10 protein-coding genes are annotated in these 16,921 nt (G+C 51.4%); 3 read left to right on the top strand and 7 right to left on the bottom strand.

What is annotated here, in order from left to right; genetic code table 11:
• Positions 1 to 10 precede the first annotated feature (10 nt).
• The 7 genes from BOW06_RS02670 to BOW06_RS02700 all read right to left on the bottom strand — a co-directional run bounded on the left by BOW06_RS02670 (position 11) and on the right by BOW06_RS02700 (position 9,699).
• Positions 11 to 1,078: a hypothetical protein gene (locus tag BOW06_RS02670; protein WP_043117013.1), complete on the bottom strand. Its 1,068-nt coding sequence runs from the start codon at positions 1,076 to 1,078 to the stop codon at positions 11 to 13.
• A gap of 15 nt (positions 1,079 to 1,093) precedes the next feature.
• A complete protein-coding gene (locus BOW06_RS02675; protein ID WP_162181095.1) occupies positions 1,094 to 3,448 on the bottom strand; it encodes a Mur ligase family protein in 2,355 nt (784 codons plus the stop codon).
• A gap of 134 nt (positions 3,449 to 3,582) precedes the next feature.
• Positions 3,583 to 4,530: an HPP family protein gene (locus tag BOW06_RS02680; RefSeq protein ID WP_052132145.1), complete on the bottom strand. Its 948-nt coding sequence runs from the start codon at positions 4,528 to 4,530 to the stop codon at positions 3,583 to 3,585.
• A gap of 34 nt (positions 4,531 to 4,564) precedes the next feature.
• Entirely contained in the window at positions 4,565 to 4,990 is a 426-nt protein-coding gene (locus tag BOW06_RS02685; RefSeq protein WP_043117018.1) for a universal stress protein, read from the bottom strand.
• Between the two features lie 9 nt (positions 4,991 to 4,999).
• Complete coding sequence (locus BOW06_RS02690; protein ID WP_078454279.1) at positions 5,000 to 7,624, bottom strand: TRAP transporter permease; 2,625 nt, start codon at positions 7,622 to 7,624, stop codon at positions 5,000 to 5,002.
• A gap of 84 nt (positions 7,625 to 7,708) precedes the next feature.
• Positions 7,709 to 8,710: a TAXI family TRAP transporter solute-binding subunit gene (locus tag BOW06_RS02695; RefSeq protein WP_370602425.1), complete on the bottom strand. Its 1,002-nt coding sequence runs from the start codon at positions 8,708 to 8,710 to the stop codon at positions 7,709 to 7,711.
• 62 nt (positions 8,711 to 8,772) lie between these two features.
• The gene (locus BOW06_RS02700) at positions 8,773 to 9,699 is read right to left on the bottom strand and encodes a histone deacetylase family protein (RefSeq protein ID WP_043117021.1); all 927 of its coding nucleotides are present in this window, start codon (positions 9,697 to 9,699) and stop codon (positions 8,773 to 8,775) included.
• Positions 9,700 to 9,829: 130 nt separating this feature from the next.
• Here BOW06_RS02700 and BOW06_RS02705 point away from each other — a divergent pair, with 130 nt between their 5' ends.
• The 3 genes from BOW06_RS02705 to BOW06_RS02715 all read left to right on the top strand — a co-directional run bounded on the left by BOW06_RS02705 (position 9,830) and on the right by BOW06_RS02715 (position 16,657).
• Positions 9,830 to 12,511 carry a bifunctional acetate--CoA ligase family protein/GNAT family N-acetyltransferase gene (locus BOW06_RS02705; RefSeq protein WP_078453590.1) on the top strand — a complete coding sequence of 894 codons (2,682 nt, stop codon included), beginning with the start codon at positions 9,830 to 9,832 and terminating at the stop codon, positions 12,509 to 12,511.
• Between the two features lie 75 nt (positions 12,512 to 12,586).
• Complete coding sequence (locus BOW06_RS02710) at positions 12,587 to 13,021, top strand: cupin domain-containing protein (protein ID WP_043117022.1); 435 nt, start codon at positions 12,587 to 12,589, stop codon at positions 13,019 to 13,021.
• 339 nt (positions 13,022 to 13,360) lie between these two features.
• Positions 13,361 to 16,657: a PKD domain-containing protein gene (locus BOW06_RS02715; protein ID WP_052132146.1), complete on the top strand. Its 3,297-nt coding sequence runs from the start codon at positions 13,361 to 13,363 to the stop codon at positions 16,655 to 16,657.
• Positions 16,658 to 16,921: the final 264 nt, after the last annotated feature.

Below are 16,921 nucleotides of genomic sequence, written 5' to 3' on the forward strand. Positions count from 1 at the left end.
GCCCCCCTTCTCATCCCTGTGCGAGCAGAGAGTTCCCGGTTGATTGATGACGGCTCCTGCGCTTGTGCCCGACAAGATCAAGAAAGGAAGAATCATCAGCGAGTTTAATCAGCGCTTCCTTCAAAGCCTCTCTTTTGAGCTGGTAATTGAGATGACGCAGCGACTCTTCCGTAAGGAATTCCTTCTGAGGCAAGCTTGCGCTGACACAATGAATCACTTCGCCGTTATCAACACGTGGGGAGACGTAATGCACACTGGCCGCTGTGTGTAAAACAGGCGCGACCCTCCTTGCGGTTCTGTTTCTGCCCTTGTAAACAACCTGAATCTCTTCACCTTCCGGCAGATCGACATGGTGCTTGTCATCAACAATGACATAACCGTGGTGCGCACGGGTCAGTGCATCCCTTGTTGGTGTGGCTCCGGGCAGCCTGTCCGGCCTGCCAGTGTCTGTAACAGCCGGGTGAATATTGATAAACATGCATTCAGATGCTTCACTCCCGGTACTGCCGTAACCCAGCAGTTCATCACCAATAATCCGCACGTAGCTGTCGCTAATGACAATGTCAGCGCCCAGCTTATCCAGCTGCTGCGCAATTTGTGCTTCGTAGTGTGACTTTCTGACACGCTTTTCTGCTCTATTCTCAGGGCATGTGCCCGCCCAGCGACTGGAAGGAATGCAGCAGGTGATCTGGTCTAGTGTGACGCTCTCCTCCACGCCCTGACCGGAAATCCCTTGGCTCACAGGCATTTGACTGTTCCACAACGGTTGATCACCACCGAGAAGGCGGGTGTCATCGTCATCAACGATCACTCCAGTCAGCTTATATCGCCCATGGAGAGGTGACTCCGGGCTGTTCAACTGATATACCAGCTCCTCAAGACTTCCTGTGCGCCGTGGATGAAAACAACCGGTTTCCAGATCGCAAACAACCCGGCCGACACCCTCCTTGTGCAGCTCGCGAAGACTGGTGAGATAGACAATAGACAATTGGCTAGCGGAATCCTGTACCGTGCAGACAGGACTCCCCTGCATCTCGAGTTGATTGGCGAATCTCTGTTCGGATATCTGCATATTCATGGAATGGAGTTTACTTCACAGCCTGAGCCATTCAAACCCCCGTTGTTCCAGCCATTCATCAAAATGAACGCTGCTAAAAGTTGTATCCACCAGCAGATCGTCATCATTCAGTGAATCATATGCAAGCTTCATCGCATCTTCAGAGGATGGAACAACCTGAATCTGCTCTTCAGGTACTCCGCATGCTTTCAGCTCTGTGGCAATCAACATGGGAACATCCTCGGGCTGGCGCTCTCCCCTTAGTTCACAGTAATTGGTGCATACATAACTGGAAAACAGCCCAGCTATTGCACGTGCCTTATCCCTGATAAATGCATCAGGACGATCTCCGACAGCGCAGAGAAGCAGATGTTTTTGGCCGGGGATATCCATCTGCCCGGCAAATTCGGCAGCCTCGCGCATCGAGTATGAACTGTCAGCCTGGCAGACAACCAGGCTGTATGGAAGATCCTGGAAATAGTTGTTTCTTCCAGGATTATTCTTCATGGTCGATTTGAATCCGGAAAGTGCCTCTTGAATAGTATCGAAATCAACACCCACACCATGCGCTGCAGCCATGGCAAAAAGCGCATTGATCAGTGCAGGACGATTTCTGCCCTCCCAGCTGTCAGGAATATCCCTGCATGACAATTGGCCAATCTGTTTTGAACCTTCCCATAAATGCAATTCAGGCTCTGAAGCATCACTCGACAGGTAAGCCACCATTCCACCATTACGCTGATGCGCCAGGAGTTCCCGGTTATCAGATACCATGCTGACAAGAGATGTTCGAGGTGCAGTAATGCTTTCCCGTGCAGCCAGGCACAAGGGATCATCTGCATTCAGCACCGCCAGTTTCCTGGCATTCTGGACAACCTGCCGTTTAACACGGGAGAGTTCTTCGCGGGTGTGAATACCGTTCAGACCGAGATGGTTGTCATGTACATTCAGCATCACCCCGACATCGACTGCATCGATGATCATGCCGTACTTGACCAGTCCACCACGCGCCAACTCGAAGACACCCGCTTCAACTGCACTGTCCTGCATCAACAATGAAGCGACTCCACCCCCGGCCAAATCACCTTGCATCACCTGTTCATCACCAATCCAGGCTCCCAGTGTTGTCGATAGCGCCACGTTTTTTCCTGATTGCGAAAGAATATCTGCCACCATTCTGCTCGTGGTCGTTTTACCAACGCTGCCGGTAATACCGACCGTGGGAATTCTTCCATCTGAATTTTCCGGGAACATTTTGCGAATCATGGGCCCGGCAAGCTCCCGTTTTGGGTTGGCTGCCAGATGCGACTGCAACTCGGGATTCGAATTAACACCAGTAATAGCACCTGGGACTTCCCTCCAGGAACAACTGATATCCGGCGACTGAAAAATGATTTCAGCCACATCCATTCCCAGAATACGCGTTGCTCGTTCTGCCAGACGGCTGTTATGCGGGTGAATTTCGTCTGTTACATCGACCGGCTTCTCGCTCATGGTTGCAGCAACAAGTGATCCATTCACTACCAGCAGTCGGTAGTCGCTGCCCTGGATATATCGCTCTACAAGCAGACCATGTCCAAAAGAAGCAGCAGTCTCAAGTGCAGAGTCCAATTCTCCCTGGCTGTTGATGTTAAGCGTGACGCCTTTTCCCACAATTTCCGCATTAGGTCTCACAACCAGTGGAAAGCCCATCTCCCGTGCAATCTTTTTCGCCTGTTCAATGGAAGGTGCAGCTTGCACTCCAGCAACAGGCAGCTTGTTCCTGGTAAGAATCTGCATCGCCAGCGGCTTGTTTTCCTGCAATCGTGTGACAACACCACTCGTATCATCAGTCAGAACTCCGCTGATGCGTTTTCGGAAAACTCCCTGCCCCAATTGCACGATCTCTCCTTTCCCCGTCATTCTGTAGTGAGGGATTCCCTGCTGAATAGCTGCCCTGACCAGGATCCTGGTCGAGTGATCGAGAGCATGGTTACCTGCAAGTGACCGCGCTTTCTGAAAACCCTTCTTGAAATGAGAACCCATTTGATCCTGCTTTCTCCGGTCAAGTGCAGGAATCGCATTAACAAGTGCCAATGAAAACTCACATGCAGAAGAGCCAATCGCTGCATGATCACAAGCTAAAAAGAGACTGATTCGATTGTTTTTCCTGCCAAACAATTGAACCGGCGCAGGCTGCAGGCAGTAGTCGCGAACACAGAGGGACGCTATGCTTGAAAAGAGCGCGACCAGGGGTAAGCGTGCTTCGCACAGAGTCTCCGGTGAAGAGAGAAGCTGAGTATCAGCAGAAAAAGGGATCGACTTGCCAAGAAACTCAATTAGATAAGCGGCCTCTTCCCGGTCAGGCTTCCAGTCAAACAGAGTTGTCGTCTCATCGTCACTTATCGACAACAAAATACCGGAATTTGAAGAATATAAATTCGGGCCGCGATAATACTGAGCGGTATCAAAAGTAAACATTCTGTTAAATCATTCGGGAAGATGATGTCATGATGTAAAACAATATCACCCGGAGAGGAGTGAGACTAGCCGGACTTATCTTCTACCCGACGCCAGTTATCTCCCTCGCGAAACACCTCGTAGCGACACCAGCGGGTAAATTCCGCAGAGGTAGCAGAGCCATTGGATGGTGCGCCCTCTCCTTCAACAATACGATAAATGATACCGTCGTCGCGACCTGCTTCATCTGACGAGATGTCGATGATGCGCCTGATCGACCAGGCGTCTCCCGGTTTACCATTACTGTAGTAATGGCCGGACATCAGCTCATCGGGAGATAAACGCCTGTTTTGCCGACTGCGTGTTGCCAACTCATAAATGCGCAGCAGGTCATTCTCACTGACATCGATATAGGAGTTGATCTCACTGAGGGCGTAAACAAAGTCCTCATGGGCAATCGCCTCGTAGGATTCAGACGAAAGCTGTTCTTTTTTCACGGCCAGGCGCTGATACAGCCAGGTTGGATAACGGCGCCACTCGAAAAAGAGATTGAACAGAATCGCAGTGACAAGAATTGCCAGTGTGTTGGCAAGAACAGGCGTGAGCACAAACTGGTATCCAAGTGCTTCAATTTCACTACCGCCAATCACGGCAACCAGTGCAGTTGCCCCGCCCGGCGGGTGTATGCAGCGCAGGTAATGCATGGCGCCGACAGCAAGTGCAACAGCCAGTGGTGCAGCAAGCAGATCGGAGGGAATCATCAGTGAACAAGTGACACCAAGCAGCGCTGAAACGAGATGCCCGCCTACTACAGACCAAGGCTGTGCCAAGGCACCGTGTGGAACTGCGAAGAGTAATACTGCCGAGGCACCCATTGAAGCGATAACCAGGTAGGAGTCTTCATCTCCAAGGAAATAGCGACTGGTCAGTACAACCGCCGCTATACCAAGAAATGCACCCAGTGCCGAGACAATCCGTTCCCTGTGGCTAACCTCACGCCACTCTATACCCAGGATATCGAAGAGTGTTTTCATGTCGATGACTGGCGACAGGAGATTCTGGTGAAACTCAACGCACCACGGTCACAGAACAGGGCGCATGCCGTACAACTCTCGAAGCGTTGTGGCCTATCAGGTAGTCCTTGATGCCATCATGTCCTGATGCGACTACAATCACATCTGCATTAATCTCTTTCGCCATCTCGATAATCTCATTGTAGACAGTACCTTCTGCGACGATACTTCCATATTGAATATCGTCAGGAAGATGATCCTTCTCAAATGCCTCCAGCGCCGCGAGGGCTTTCTCCTCAAGTTCCTTCTTGTAGTCCTCGGGAAAATACTGATCAACAATTGCCATACCATAATCAGGTATCACGTTCAGCAGGTGCAAAGTGCCACCTGATGACCTGACATATTCAATCGCCACCGGCAACGCCTTTTTCCATGACGACTCATGATGCAAATCAACTGCAAGTAAAACCTCTTTGAACATTGTTGCCCCCTATGCAGAAGAAGAAAGTCTGCGACGCTGTATAATAATAATAATAAACAACAATACGACTGCAGGAGTAAAGAATAACTCCTTTGGCATGCGTTCAGCAGGCAGCTCGATACGTTTCACGCTAACGGGTTCATCCGCATAAAAGTCAAACTGCAGCAGAGTCTGCGACAGCGCTGTGTTTAACATCGGCTCTTCCAGCAGGGCCCTGTCCCCTTGCACATCAACCATCAGGCCTGCTGCTGACATAAGGCGCTCATCACCAGTGCCGCTCTCACCGAGTGGTGCATAGAGCGTCAACTGCTTGATTTTACCGTTTCGGCTGTCAGGGCCCTCTACTACCATGCGCAGCTGATCATCAGCCGGTGCGGCTTGTGCATGTTGCAGGATCTCTATTCCTGGCCTGTATTCATAGGGTGATGAAACCTGGTCAAGCCAGAAACCGGGACGAAACATGGTGAAAGCGACCAGCAGCAGCAAGAGTGTCTCCCACCACCTGTTGCGTACGAACATGAAACCCTGCGTGGCAGAGGCGAATGCCATCATCGCAACCAGGGCGACAAGGAAAACAAACACTGCCTGAACCGGACCGACGTTGATCAGCAACAGGTCCGTATTGAAAATGAACAGGAATGGCAGAATGGCAGTACGAATATCATAGGTGAAGCCCTGAATACCGGTACGAATGGGATCTCCACCTGAGATTGCCGAGGCTGCGAAAGCCGCAAGTCCCACCGGCGGCGTATCGTCGGCAAGAATACCAAAATAGAAGACAAACATATGTACTGCGATCAGCGGAACAATCAGTCCCGACTGGGCGCCGACAGAGATAATCACTGGCGCCATCAGGCTCGATACCACGATGTAGTTAGCCGTGGTCGGCAGGCCCATACCAAGTATCAGGCTCAGCAGAGCGACCAGGAACAGCATCAGCATCAGGTTACCGCCGGAGAGAAACTCGACAAATTCACCCATGATCTGGTGCGCACCTGTGAGTGATATTGTGCCGACAATAATACCAGCCGCACCCGTGGCCACGGCAATGCCAATCATGTTGCGTGCACCGGCAACCATGCCGTCGATCAGCTGTGACCAACCACGCTTGATGCCATCTGCAATACTCGCCTGCTTGCGCATAATGGACTTGAGGCTGTGTTGGGTCAGGGCAATAAAAATCATTCCCATGGTAGCCCAGAATGCAGAGAGCCCGGGTGAGAAACGTTCGATCATCAGGCACCAGACAAGCACGACGATTGGCAACAGGTAATAGAGTCCTGTTCTTACCGTCGGACGCAGTTCCGGTTTGACCAGCATTGGACGACTGAGGTCATCCAGGTCGAGATCGGGTATGCCTGCGGCATATTTTGCCAACAGGATGTAGCCGATGAGAAAAAGACCCATGGCGATATATATGGTGCTGTCACCAAAAACTCCCTTGGTCCAGCCGAGTCCGTAGTAGAGCCCGGCTGCCAGTCCGGAGACAACAAGAAAACCCAGCAGTACATTGGCGATACGTGAAATCAGCTTTCCGGGCTGTGAGCCCCTTGGTAAACCCTGAAGACCCAGTTTCATCGCCTCAAGATGAACGATGTAAAGCAGCGCAATATAGGAGACCAGTGCAGGCAGGAATGCGTGCCGGATCACCTCAAGATAGCTGACACCAACATACTCGATCATGAGGAATGCCGCAGCACCCATAACCGGTGGTGTGAGCTGGCCATTAGTACTCGACGCCACCTCGACAGCACCCGCCTTCTCCGGTGGAAAACCGGTCCGCTTCATCAGTGGAATTGTGAATGTACCTGTTGTTACCGTGTTGGCAATCGAGGAGCCGGAGATCATTCCGGTCATGGCAGATGAGAGCACCGACGCCTTGGCCGGTCCGCCTCTGAAGTGACCAAGCATTGCAACAGCCGTCTTGATAAACCAGGCACCGGCACCTGCTTTTTCAAGTATCGAACCAAACAGAACAAACAGGAATATCATGGATGCGGAGACACCCAGTGCGACACCGAAAACACCTTCGGTCTGCATCCAGTAGTGGCCCAGCGCCTTTGAGAGTGAGGCACCCTTCCACTGAATCACTTCCGGCAACCAGCTGTAATGACCGAAAAAGACATACATCATGAATACCGATGCGACCACCACCAGGGGCAAGCCAAGAGATCGATAGACGGAAATCAGCAGCAGCGTGATACCAACAGCAGAAACGACCAGGTCTGTCGTTGTCCACAAGCCAGGGCGCAGGGATATTTCACTCTTGAAAGTCGGCAGGTAAAGACAGACTGCAACACCGACCAGGGCGAGTACCCAGTCATACCAGGGAATCCTGTCTCGCGGCGATTTGCTGAGGAGCGGAAACGCGGTAGCGGCAAGAAACATAGCAAATGCAAGATGGATTGCACGTGTTTCATCCGAGTTGAATGTCAGGTTGACACCCAGGGTCGTTGTCAGCCAGAAAGGCAGCGTGGAAGAGACGTAAATCTGAAACAGTGACCAGGCAAGCGGAACGAGTATCAGCAGTGTACCTGCCATACCGACAGGATGACGTGCGCCAGTATCGCTCTCGGCGACCATCTCCTCGATACTGCTCTCCCGCGTAGTGGATTTAGTCTGCACTTCAGTCATACTCTTCCTGTGAAAGATCCTGGTCAGGAAATTAAAAAACCGCCGGGTGTCATGGACAGCCGGCGGTTAGAGACTACAGAATACTTACTTCATCAAGCCAAGTTCCTTGTAGGCTTTTTCTGCGCCAGGATGCAGCGGTGCAGAAAGACCATCAGTAACCATGGTCTTGGGATCAAGATTGGCAAATGCCGGATGCAGTTTACGGAACTGCTCAATATTCGACATCGTCTCCTTGGCGACGGCATAAGCTGCGTCGTCAGGCACATTCGCTGATGTAACGACAGTTGCACCAACACCGAATGTAGTTACGTCCTTATCCGTACCTGCGTACATACCACCAGGAATGGTTGCGACCCGGTAAAACGGATTATCTGCAACCAGCTTGTCGATCGCTGCACCGGTCACATTGACAAGCTTCACATCACAGGAAGTTGTTGCCTCTTTGATAGCAGCGGCAGGATGACCAACTGTATAGATCATGACATCGATCTTGTTGTCACACAGGGCTGCAGCCATTTCAGAACCTTTCAACTCCGAAGCCAGTGCAAAATCACTATTCTTCATGCCAAATGCGTCCATGACCACTTCCATGGTAGCGCGTTGACCTGAGCCCGGGTTACCGATGTTGACACGTTTACCCTTGATCTCTTCAAAGTTGTTAATACCGGAATCAGTGCGCACGACAACGGTGAAAGGTTCAGGATGAACCGAGAACATGGCGCGTAATTCCTTGAATGGCCCGGCATCTTTAAACTTGGAAGTGCCGTTATAGGAATGAAATTGCCAGTCGGACTGGGCAACACCAAATTCAAGTTCACCAGCACGAATCGTGTTGATGTTATAGACGGAACCACCGGTACTCTCTGCAGAACAGCGGTAACCATGCTCCTTACGCGTCTTGTTGACCAATCGGCAAATCGCTCCGCCTGTCGGGTAGTAGACTCCGGTTACGCCACCTGTACCAATAGAAACAAATTTTTGTGCTGCACTCGCAACTGTCGGAATGCTGCCTATTGTTGCTGCTGCCAGAACTGTTGCAGCCACTGCGGTTTGTGTAAAAATCTTCTTCATAGTCGTTCCACTCATGTTTTTGTTCTCCAAGAACAAAACACTAGCAGAAGAATGGGTGAACTTTCAATGGCGCATACTCATACCTGCCCCATCAGCCTCTTGACGTGAACAGTGACACACCTTGCCAATGCATCAAGTGAATAGCCGCCTTCCAGGGTTGAAACAACTTTGCCCTCGCAATAGGTATCAGCAAGTGAACACAACTGCTGTGTCACCCATGCGTAGTCCGACTCGTGCAGTTCCATCTGTGCCATATCATCCGAGATATGTGCATCAAAACCGGCAGATATCAAAATGAGTTGCGGCTTGAAGGCCTCAATTGCCGGGACAAATGCGGTACTCACGGCATCACGAAACTCACGACTTCCTGCGCCTGCCGGTAACGGACAGTTGACGATGTTATCCACACTCGTATCTGCCCCGCTACCCGGGTAGAAAGGATGCTGAAAGCTTGAGCAGAAAAGCACCTTGGAATTACCACTGAAAATATCCTCTGTGCCATTGCCGTGATGCACGTCAAAATCAACAATCGCAACACGCTCCAGTCCATATGCCTCGATAGCATGTGCAGCTGCAACTGCGACATTATTGAAGAAACAGAAACCCATTGCCCGGTTATGCTCGGCATGGTGTCCCGGCGGGCGCACAGCACAAAATGTCTTTTTAACCTGTCCGGTCATGACCATGTCGACAGCCTGAACATTGGCACCTGCAGCAAACAGGGCAGCGTCGAGTGTATCCGGGCACATGGCGGTGTCACCATCGAGATAGGCAAACCCATCTGCCGGTGAGGTCTCAAACACCTGGTCGATATAATCTGAATCATGCACGCGCAACAGCTGCTCTCGCTCAACCTTGTGAGCTTCGCGGTGATATAGGTAAGGCTCGACACCTGCAGAGATCAGGCGGTCGTTAATCGCATGCAATCTTTCAGGACACTCGGGATGGTAATCGCCCATGTTATGCAGCATGAAAGAGTGATGTGTGATGAAACCTATAGCCATACCTGTGCTCCCTTCATAAATATTTCATGCAATAAATGATAATTGATGTTGCGGCGCAACAACATACTGGACTATTCTGTACATATGGTCAATTTACACCCCGAATCTCCTTGGCATTGAGACAATTATCATGAAAAAGCACTATCTCTCCAAACTCTTTGAACCTGATTCAATTGCAATTATCGGTGCATCAGAATCCGAGGGTTCAGTTGGTGGGCAGGTTCTGAGGAATCTGCTTGATAGTGGTTTCGGCGGCGCCCTCTATCCTGTCAATCCAAAGCATGATGAAATCATGGGACTATCTGCCTACAAATCTGTTTCAGGGGTCGATCACACGATTGAACTCGCTGTGATAGCCACACCGGCCAAACTCATCCCTGGCATCATGCAAGAGTGTGCAGATCATGGTGTCGCTGCCGTGATTGTTATCTCTGCAGGATTTGCAGAAATCGGTAAGGCCGGTCTGGACCTGCAAAACGAGATTGTCGATATTGCACGAACCTATGATATCCCCTTGATTGGTCCAAACTGCCTGGGCATCGTCAGACCACGCGTTGGCCTCAATGCGACTTTTGCCAAGAGTCCGGCAAAAACCGGTGAGCTTGCACTGGTTGCCCAGTCAGGTGCCTTCTGTACTGCCCTGCTCGATTGGGCCGATACCGAGGGCTTTGGCTTTTCGGCAGTCGCTTCTCTTGGTGCTACCGCAGATATTGGCTTTGGTGAAGTCCTCGACTACCTGGCAGTTGATCCGGAAACAAGAAGTATCCTGCTCTATATCGAAGGCATTACGGATACACGCTCCTTTATGAGTGGTCTGCGTGTTGCAGCACGTCTCAAGCCCGTTATCGTGGTGAAATCAGGACGCAATGATACAGGTACAAAAGCTGCCGTCTCGCACACGGGTGCGATGGCCGGGTCTGACAACGTTTTCGATAGCGCGGTTAAACGTGCCGGAGCCGTTCGCGTAAAAACTGTTGCACAGCTGTTTGCTGCGGCAAAAGTCCTCGCTTCAGGAACGCGTGTCAGTGGCTCACGCCTTGCAATTATCACTAACGGTGGTGGCCCGGGCGTCATGGCGGCAGATCGTGCACACGATATCGATGTGCCACTCGCGGAGATGTCGCAGAAGACTTATGATCACCTGGATAGCGTGCTGCCTCCATTCTGGTCACACTCCAACCCCATCGATATTCTCGGTGATGCACCACCCGAGCGCTATCGCCAGGCCACCGAAGCGATCCTCAAGGACAGGAGTGTCGACGGCGTACTGGTCTTGCTGACACCACAGGCAATGACAGATCCAACCGGTTGCGCACAGGCAATTGTCGATGCAAGGGGAAAATCAACCAAGCCTGTACTCACCTGCTGGATGGGTGAGAGTCTTGTTGAGGAAGGCCGCCAGATACTGGCAGATGCCGGCATCCCGCATCTGCGCAGCCCGGAAGCAGGTGTTGAATCCTTCGGTTACCTTGCCTGCTATCACCGTAACCAGAAGGCGTTGCTACAGGCTCCCGGCCCACTCTCTGAGCACAAGGTTCCTGATGTTGAGGGTGCAAGGCTGATCATTGAAAACGTACTGAGTGAGAGACGCCAGACACTCAACACGGCAGAGGCAAAGGCGGTATTGAATGCTTTTCAGATCCCTACCTCGCCAACCCTGAACGTCTCGTCTGCAGGAGAGGCCCTGGTCGCAGCTGAAAGTGTTGGTTTGCCAGTTGCAATGAAAATCAATTCACCCGATATAACGCACAAATCGGATGTCGGTGGTGTACGCCTCAACATCAACGAGCCGCGTTCGGTACGCACTGCTTATCGCGAGATGATCGACTCTGTTCAGGAAGCGATGCCGAATGCACATATTGATGGTGTCACAATTGAACCCATGATCAACAAGCCACATGCGCGCGAGCTGATTATCGGTGTTTCCAACGATCCCGTTTTTGGCCCGGTCATCAGCTTCGGTACAGGAGGTATTGCGGTAGAGGTCTACGGTGATTCGCATGTCGCCCTTCCTCCACTGAATGAATATCTCAGCAAACAGCTGATCGATAGCACGCGTGCCTCGAAAATGCTGGGCAAATTTCGCAACCTGCCGGCAGCCAATCTCGATGCCCTGATCAATGTTCTGCAGAGAACTTCAGAAATCGTCTGCGAACTGCCCGAAATCGATGAACTCGATATCAATCCCGTACTGCTGGATGACAAGGAGGTCATTGCAGTCGATGCACGCATCACTGTGCGTCCGCCTAAAACCAGTACCGAGAGTTTCGGTCACATGGCAATTCACCCCTACCCGACCGAGTTGGTCTCAAGTTGGCAGCATGCTGACGGCACCGATATCGTGGTTCGTCCTATCCGTCCTGAAGATGCCAATATCGAGCAGGACTTTGTCACCAACCTGTCGGCCGAGAGTAAATATTTCCGATTCGTACAGAACTTCGAAAACCTCACGCCGATGATGCTGGCACGCTTTACCCAGATCGACTATGACACCGAGATGGCGCTGATTGCAGTGATCAATGATGAAAAGCCGAATGCCAGGGCGGTCGGTGTTGCACGCTATGTGACCAATCCGGATCACGAGTCGTGCGAGTTTGCCCTCACCGTTGCCGACGACTGGCAGAAGCACGGCATTGGTCGCGAACTGATGCAACGCCTGATGACAATCGCCAAGGATCGCGGCATCGAAATCATGATCGGTGAAGTATTGAAGAACAACAGCAAGATGCTGAAGGTGTGTGAAAAGCTGGGATTCCGCCTGTCTCGTGATGCCAGCGAACCCGAATTTGTCGAAGTACGCAGGCACCTGTAAGCGGTTGACACAGATCTGCAGAGAGATATTCTGTTTTAACCTGACTGAATCTCTCTGAGCCATAAGGATCGCAAGATGAATAAACGCCTGACCGCAGCACAACTGATTCTGGTTATCACCATCCTGGTGGCCTCTCAAAGCCTTGCAGCAAAGGAGAAAGGTTATCCTGCCATCCCGCTGCTCTCGACTGAAACCACGATTGTCGGAGAATCGATTGCCTATCCGACCACTGGCCAGGCAAAAGTTACGGCAGCAATTGTCACCCTTGCTCCCGGTGAAAAAACGATCCTGCATAAGCATGGTGTGCCGCTATTTGCGTACATACTCGATGGTGAGTTAAGCGTGGATTATGGCAATGATGGAATACGCATTTACAAACAGGGAGATGCCTTTATGGAGGCGATGTCTGTTTCCCACTTCGGAGAGAACAATACTTCACAACCTGTCCGCATCCTCGCTGTTTACATGGGCGCAGAAGGATCTGAGAATGTCATCAAAATGACACAATAACCTCTCTGTAAACGGCAATTAATTACGCCGCATACAACTCAGTAACCACAAATACACAGGCATTATGGACTCAGGCAGGCTGTCTGAGTTCTTAACTCCCAGCAACCGCTTTCCATCAGTAGTTGACTTCACCCGAACAAATAGTACGACTCAGTACTAATCAGGATATGGCACTCACCTCGCTTACCTCCGTTCCGGAGTCATAAAAAATACTATTGGGAATTTTTTCCCATTTTCCTATCTTTTTGCCAAGTTTGTGTTTATCCTTAGCTATATGTATCAGCCAAAAAAGAAGCTGGTCTGGTTGAAAAACGAATAACAGGAATCAGGGTAACCATCATGAATAAAGGAACCTACAGGGTATTGGCGGTCTTCTCAGCCTGTGTGGTCTTATCCACAGCAGCCATGCAAAATGCAGCAGCTGCATTCTCGATCAATGCAGCAAAATGGGAGTCTGGCGACCAGACACTCGTCGTGAAAGGAAAAAAAGACCGCCGACGTGGTATCAATTTCTATTCGGCAGGTAGCGGAGACTCGATCGGGAGTGTCAGATCAAGCAAAAAACGGGAATATGAAGTCGAGTTTGAAAGACTCAGTGTCGTACCCTGCCGTGTACGTGGCGTTCAATCAGATGGAAAAACAGCTGAACGGGATGTAGCAAACGCCCCTGACAACTGTGATGGCGTTGCCCCACCACCCCCTCCTGAGCCAAACAGGGCACCGGAAGCCAATGCAAACGGCTCCTATAATGGAACTGCAGGTATTGCGGTTAATTTCAGCAGCAAAGACTCGAAGGATGAAGACGGCACTATCGTCTCCTATGCATGGAGCTTTGGTGATGGAACCAGCAGCTCGGATGCAAATCCGACGCATACTTATGCAACTCCGGCTCTGTACAATGTCAGCCTGACTGTGACCGACGATGACGGTGCGACAGATACCGACAACACAACTGCAGAGATTATTGCATCAACTGTCAATGCAGCGCCGATAGCAAACGCCAATGGTCCCTACAGTGCAAACACGGGGGACACTGTCAATTTCAGCAGTGCAGGCAGCAGTGATAATGATGGCAGCATCACCTCCTACAGCTGGAATTTCGGTGATGGTAACACCAGCACTTCTGCCAACCCATCACACAGCTACGCGCTCGCAGGTACCTACAGTGTCAGCCTGACTGTCGTAGACAATGATGGTGCTGACAACACGGATAGTACGTCAGCCGTGATTGAAGATGAGGTGCCACCACCTCCAGGTGGCACACCGGATGTTTCGATCAACTCGACTGCCGTTGACTCAAGCGGCCAAAACACCACTGTCGTACAGGAACAACCGGTGGTAGGCAATAACAACTACAGCATTCTCGCGATTAATGATCTGGGCATGCACTGTGGAGACCTGGATACTCGAATCTCCAGCATCCTGCCTCCGTTCCAGGTCTTGCTTGCGCAGGTTATTCAGAAAGGCGCTGAGCCAACGCTCAACCCTGCCGGAATCGATCTTTACTACTCGGCCGCATCCAATCCGAATGATCCTGCACTGGGCGGGCCACTCGAGGGTGTCAAAGATGATGGCAGCACCTATAAGACCAACTTCTGGGAAGATGCAGTTAACAAGAATGCCTATGACCCCTTCTATCCTGGCGGCATGGGAATCACACCACTGGCATCGGGCGGTTTTCCAGTCACCAGCGACGTGGGATTGCCTGTACCCAATGCTGAACATCTCTACCTCGGACACGATGAGAGTGTCGGTAGCGGCGACGAAGGGCTGAGTGCCGTTCAACATGCAATGCCGGGCTTAATCGCACCCTACAGTCCAGGTGCTACAGGCAATGCACCTCAGAAAGTTCAGGAGTATGCCAAGCACAAGCCATTCTTTATCAACTTTCCATTCGGCTATGTCGCTGAAGATGTTGACTGGTACGAGGCTGCGGGTATTCCTCTCGCGGGCTACGACGACTTTGGTCGTGCAAACCCCTACCCACTGGTACGTGTTGAAGCCACGAATGGTTCAAACACTGTTTCAACACTCGATACAGTTCTGCCGATCTCCGGTGAAGCTAGCTGTACCAACTGTCATACAGACAATACTGACTACACGAGTGTCCATGGCATAGCTAACCGCACCAGCGGACCGACCGATGCCCTCACGGACGCAGGTCTCGACGTCGCAACCAGTCTTGATGACCCGGACAGTAATATGCCGATCAAGGTGAGCCTTGAGTATGCAGCAGACATCAATATCCTGCGTCTGCATGATCTCAAGCATGGTGCCAACTATGTTGCTCCGAGCATCAACGATGATGAAACCACTGTACCTGCACCTTGTGATATCACTGCCAACAGCGGTGAAGGTGATGCCAACTGCCTCGCAAACCAGGCATTGGTACAGGGCAAGCCGGTTGTATGCCAGGTGTGTCACTACACCCCTGCCCTCGACCTGGCCCAGTTTGGTCCTTTGACAGGGCCGGAAGGCTCACTGGCAAATGGTCGCAACCAGTTATCTCACAAGAGTAACTCGAACGTCATGCACGGCCATCACGGTCAGTACGATGAGCTGTTCACGCCTATCCCTGCCCCAATCCAGACTGATACCGGTGTCATCACCAACCAGTCTGAACGAATCATTGCACTGGAACAGAACTGTTACCAATGTCATCCAGGTAAGGATGCCCAGTGCCTGCGTGGAGCAATGTTCAATGGTGGCATGCTGTGTAGCGACTGCCACGGCGGCATGGAACAGGTAGGTTCAGACTTTACCAACAACGTCTCCCCGACAAACCCGGGTGCATTCGATCTACATGGTAATTTCTACACCGACCCGACCCAGCCACGTGTGCCATGGGCGAACGAGCCTGGTTGCGGATCCTGTCATACAGGTGATGCAGTCGATAATCTTGCCGGCACAGCAAATACATTGACCAACACGGTTGATACCAATGGCAACACTGACGGTATCCGTCTACGCCAGGCATTCCTCACTGGTGATGTCAGGGCAACGCCGATCGTGCCGACCAACAAGCGTTTTGCCGAACCGGCTATTCCAGCAGACTTTAATGGCTTTGCGAATCCTGGTGCAGGTAATCCAAAGCTCTATCGCGTCAGCACCGGTCATGGTGGCGTCATGTGTGAAGGCTGTCATGGTGCAACGCATGCCGAGTGGCCAAATGAAAACCCCAACGCTAACGACAATGTTGCGGCAATCCAGCTACAGGGACACACAGGTACGATCACCGAATGCAGCACCTGTCACGGCACAGCGATGAACAACGAGGACACGCTTGGCGGACCACACGGTATGCACCCTGTCGGTGACACCGGATTCGCACGCGAAGGTCACGTGCAGATGTCAAAGGATAATCCTGACTCCTGTCGTACATGCCACGGCCAGAGCGGAGAAGGCACTGTTCTCTCCCGTGTTGCGACAGATCGCGTTCTGCAAGGCAAAGAGGATAACGAGATTCATACGATGGCACGCGGTGATGTGATCGGCTGTGGACTCTGTCATGAGAACAAGTTGCCGGAACTAGGAAGTGAGAGCGAATCCGAACCGGAGCCTGAACCTGAGTCTGTAAGCAGCGAAGAGGAATCAAGTAGCTGGCGTGATCGCCTGAGCCGCTGGTTCAGACGCTGATTCCAATCTTGAAGGATATAACTGAACCAGGGAAGGTTCAGTTATCGAATCACACTCTACGGGCAACTCCCATCGGCCATTGCCCGTGAACCATCACGGGCTTTTTTTTCGTTCGAGTATCCCAAACAAACAGTCGATACTCTGCTCGTTATGAAACACCTTTGTCCCTGAAGAAGTCTTTGTATTTCATATCTTCGACGAGTATGTAGTTCGTCCACCAGTCAATGAGAAATTCCAGGACCAGCTGAGGCAATTTATATTTTT

Source organism: Solemya velum gill symbiont (assembly GCF_002020255.1).
Lineage (GTDB): Bacteria > Pseudomonadota > Gammaproteobacteria > Chromatiales > Chromatiaceae.

Bases quoted from the DNA above. Each gene is read 5' to 3' on its own strand.
- BOW06_RS02710 (WP_043117022.1), top strand. From the start codon at position 12,587: ATGAATAAACGCCTGACCGCAGCACAACTGATTCTGGTTATCACCATC.
- BOW06_RS02680 (WP_052132145.1), bottom strand. From the start codon at position 4,530: ATGAAAACACTCTTCGATATCCTGGGTATAGAGTGGCGTGAGGTTAGC.
- BOW06_RS02670 (WP_043117013.1), bottom strand. From the start codon at position 1,078: ATGAATATGCAGATATCCGAACAGAGATTCGCCAATCAACTCGAGATG.
- BOW06_RS02690 (WP_078454279.1), bottom strand. From the start codon at position 7,624: ATGACTGAAGTGCAGACTAAATCCACTACGCGGGAGAGCAGTATCGAG.
- BOW06_RS02700 (WP_043117021.1), bottom strand. From the start codon at position 9,699: ATGGCTATAGGTTTCATCACACATCACTCTTTCATGCTGCATAACATG.
- BOW06_RS02715 (WP_052132146.1), top strand. From the start codon at position 13,361: ATGAATAAAGGAACCTACAGGGTATTGGCGGTCTTCTCAGCCTGTGTG.
- BOW06_RS02705 (WP_078453590.1), top strand. From the start codon at position 9,830: ATGAAAAAGCACTATCTCTCCAAACTCTTTGAACCTGATTCAATTGCA.
- BOW06_RS02695 (WP_370602425.1), bottom strand. From the start codon at position 8,710: ATGAGTGGAACGACTATGAAGAAGATTTTTACACAAACCGCAGTGGCT.
- BOW06_RS02685 (WP_043117018.1), bottom strand. From the start codon at position 4,990: ATGTTCAAAGAGGTTTTACTTGCAGTTGATTTGCATCATGAGTCGTCA.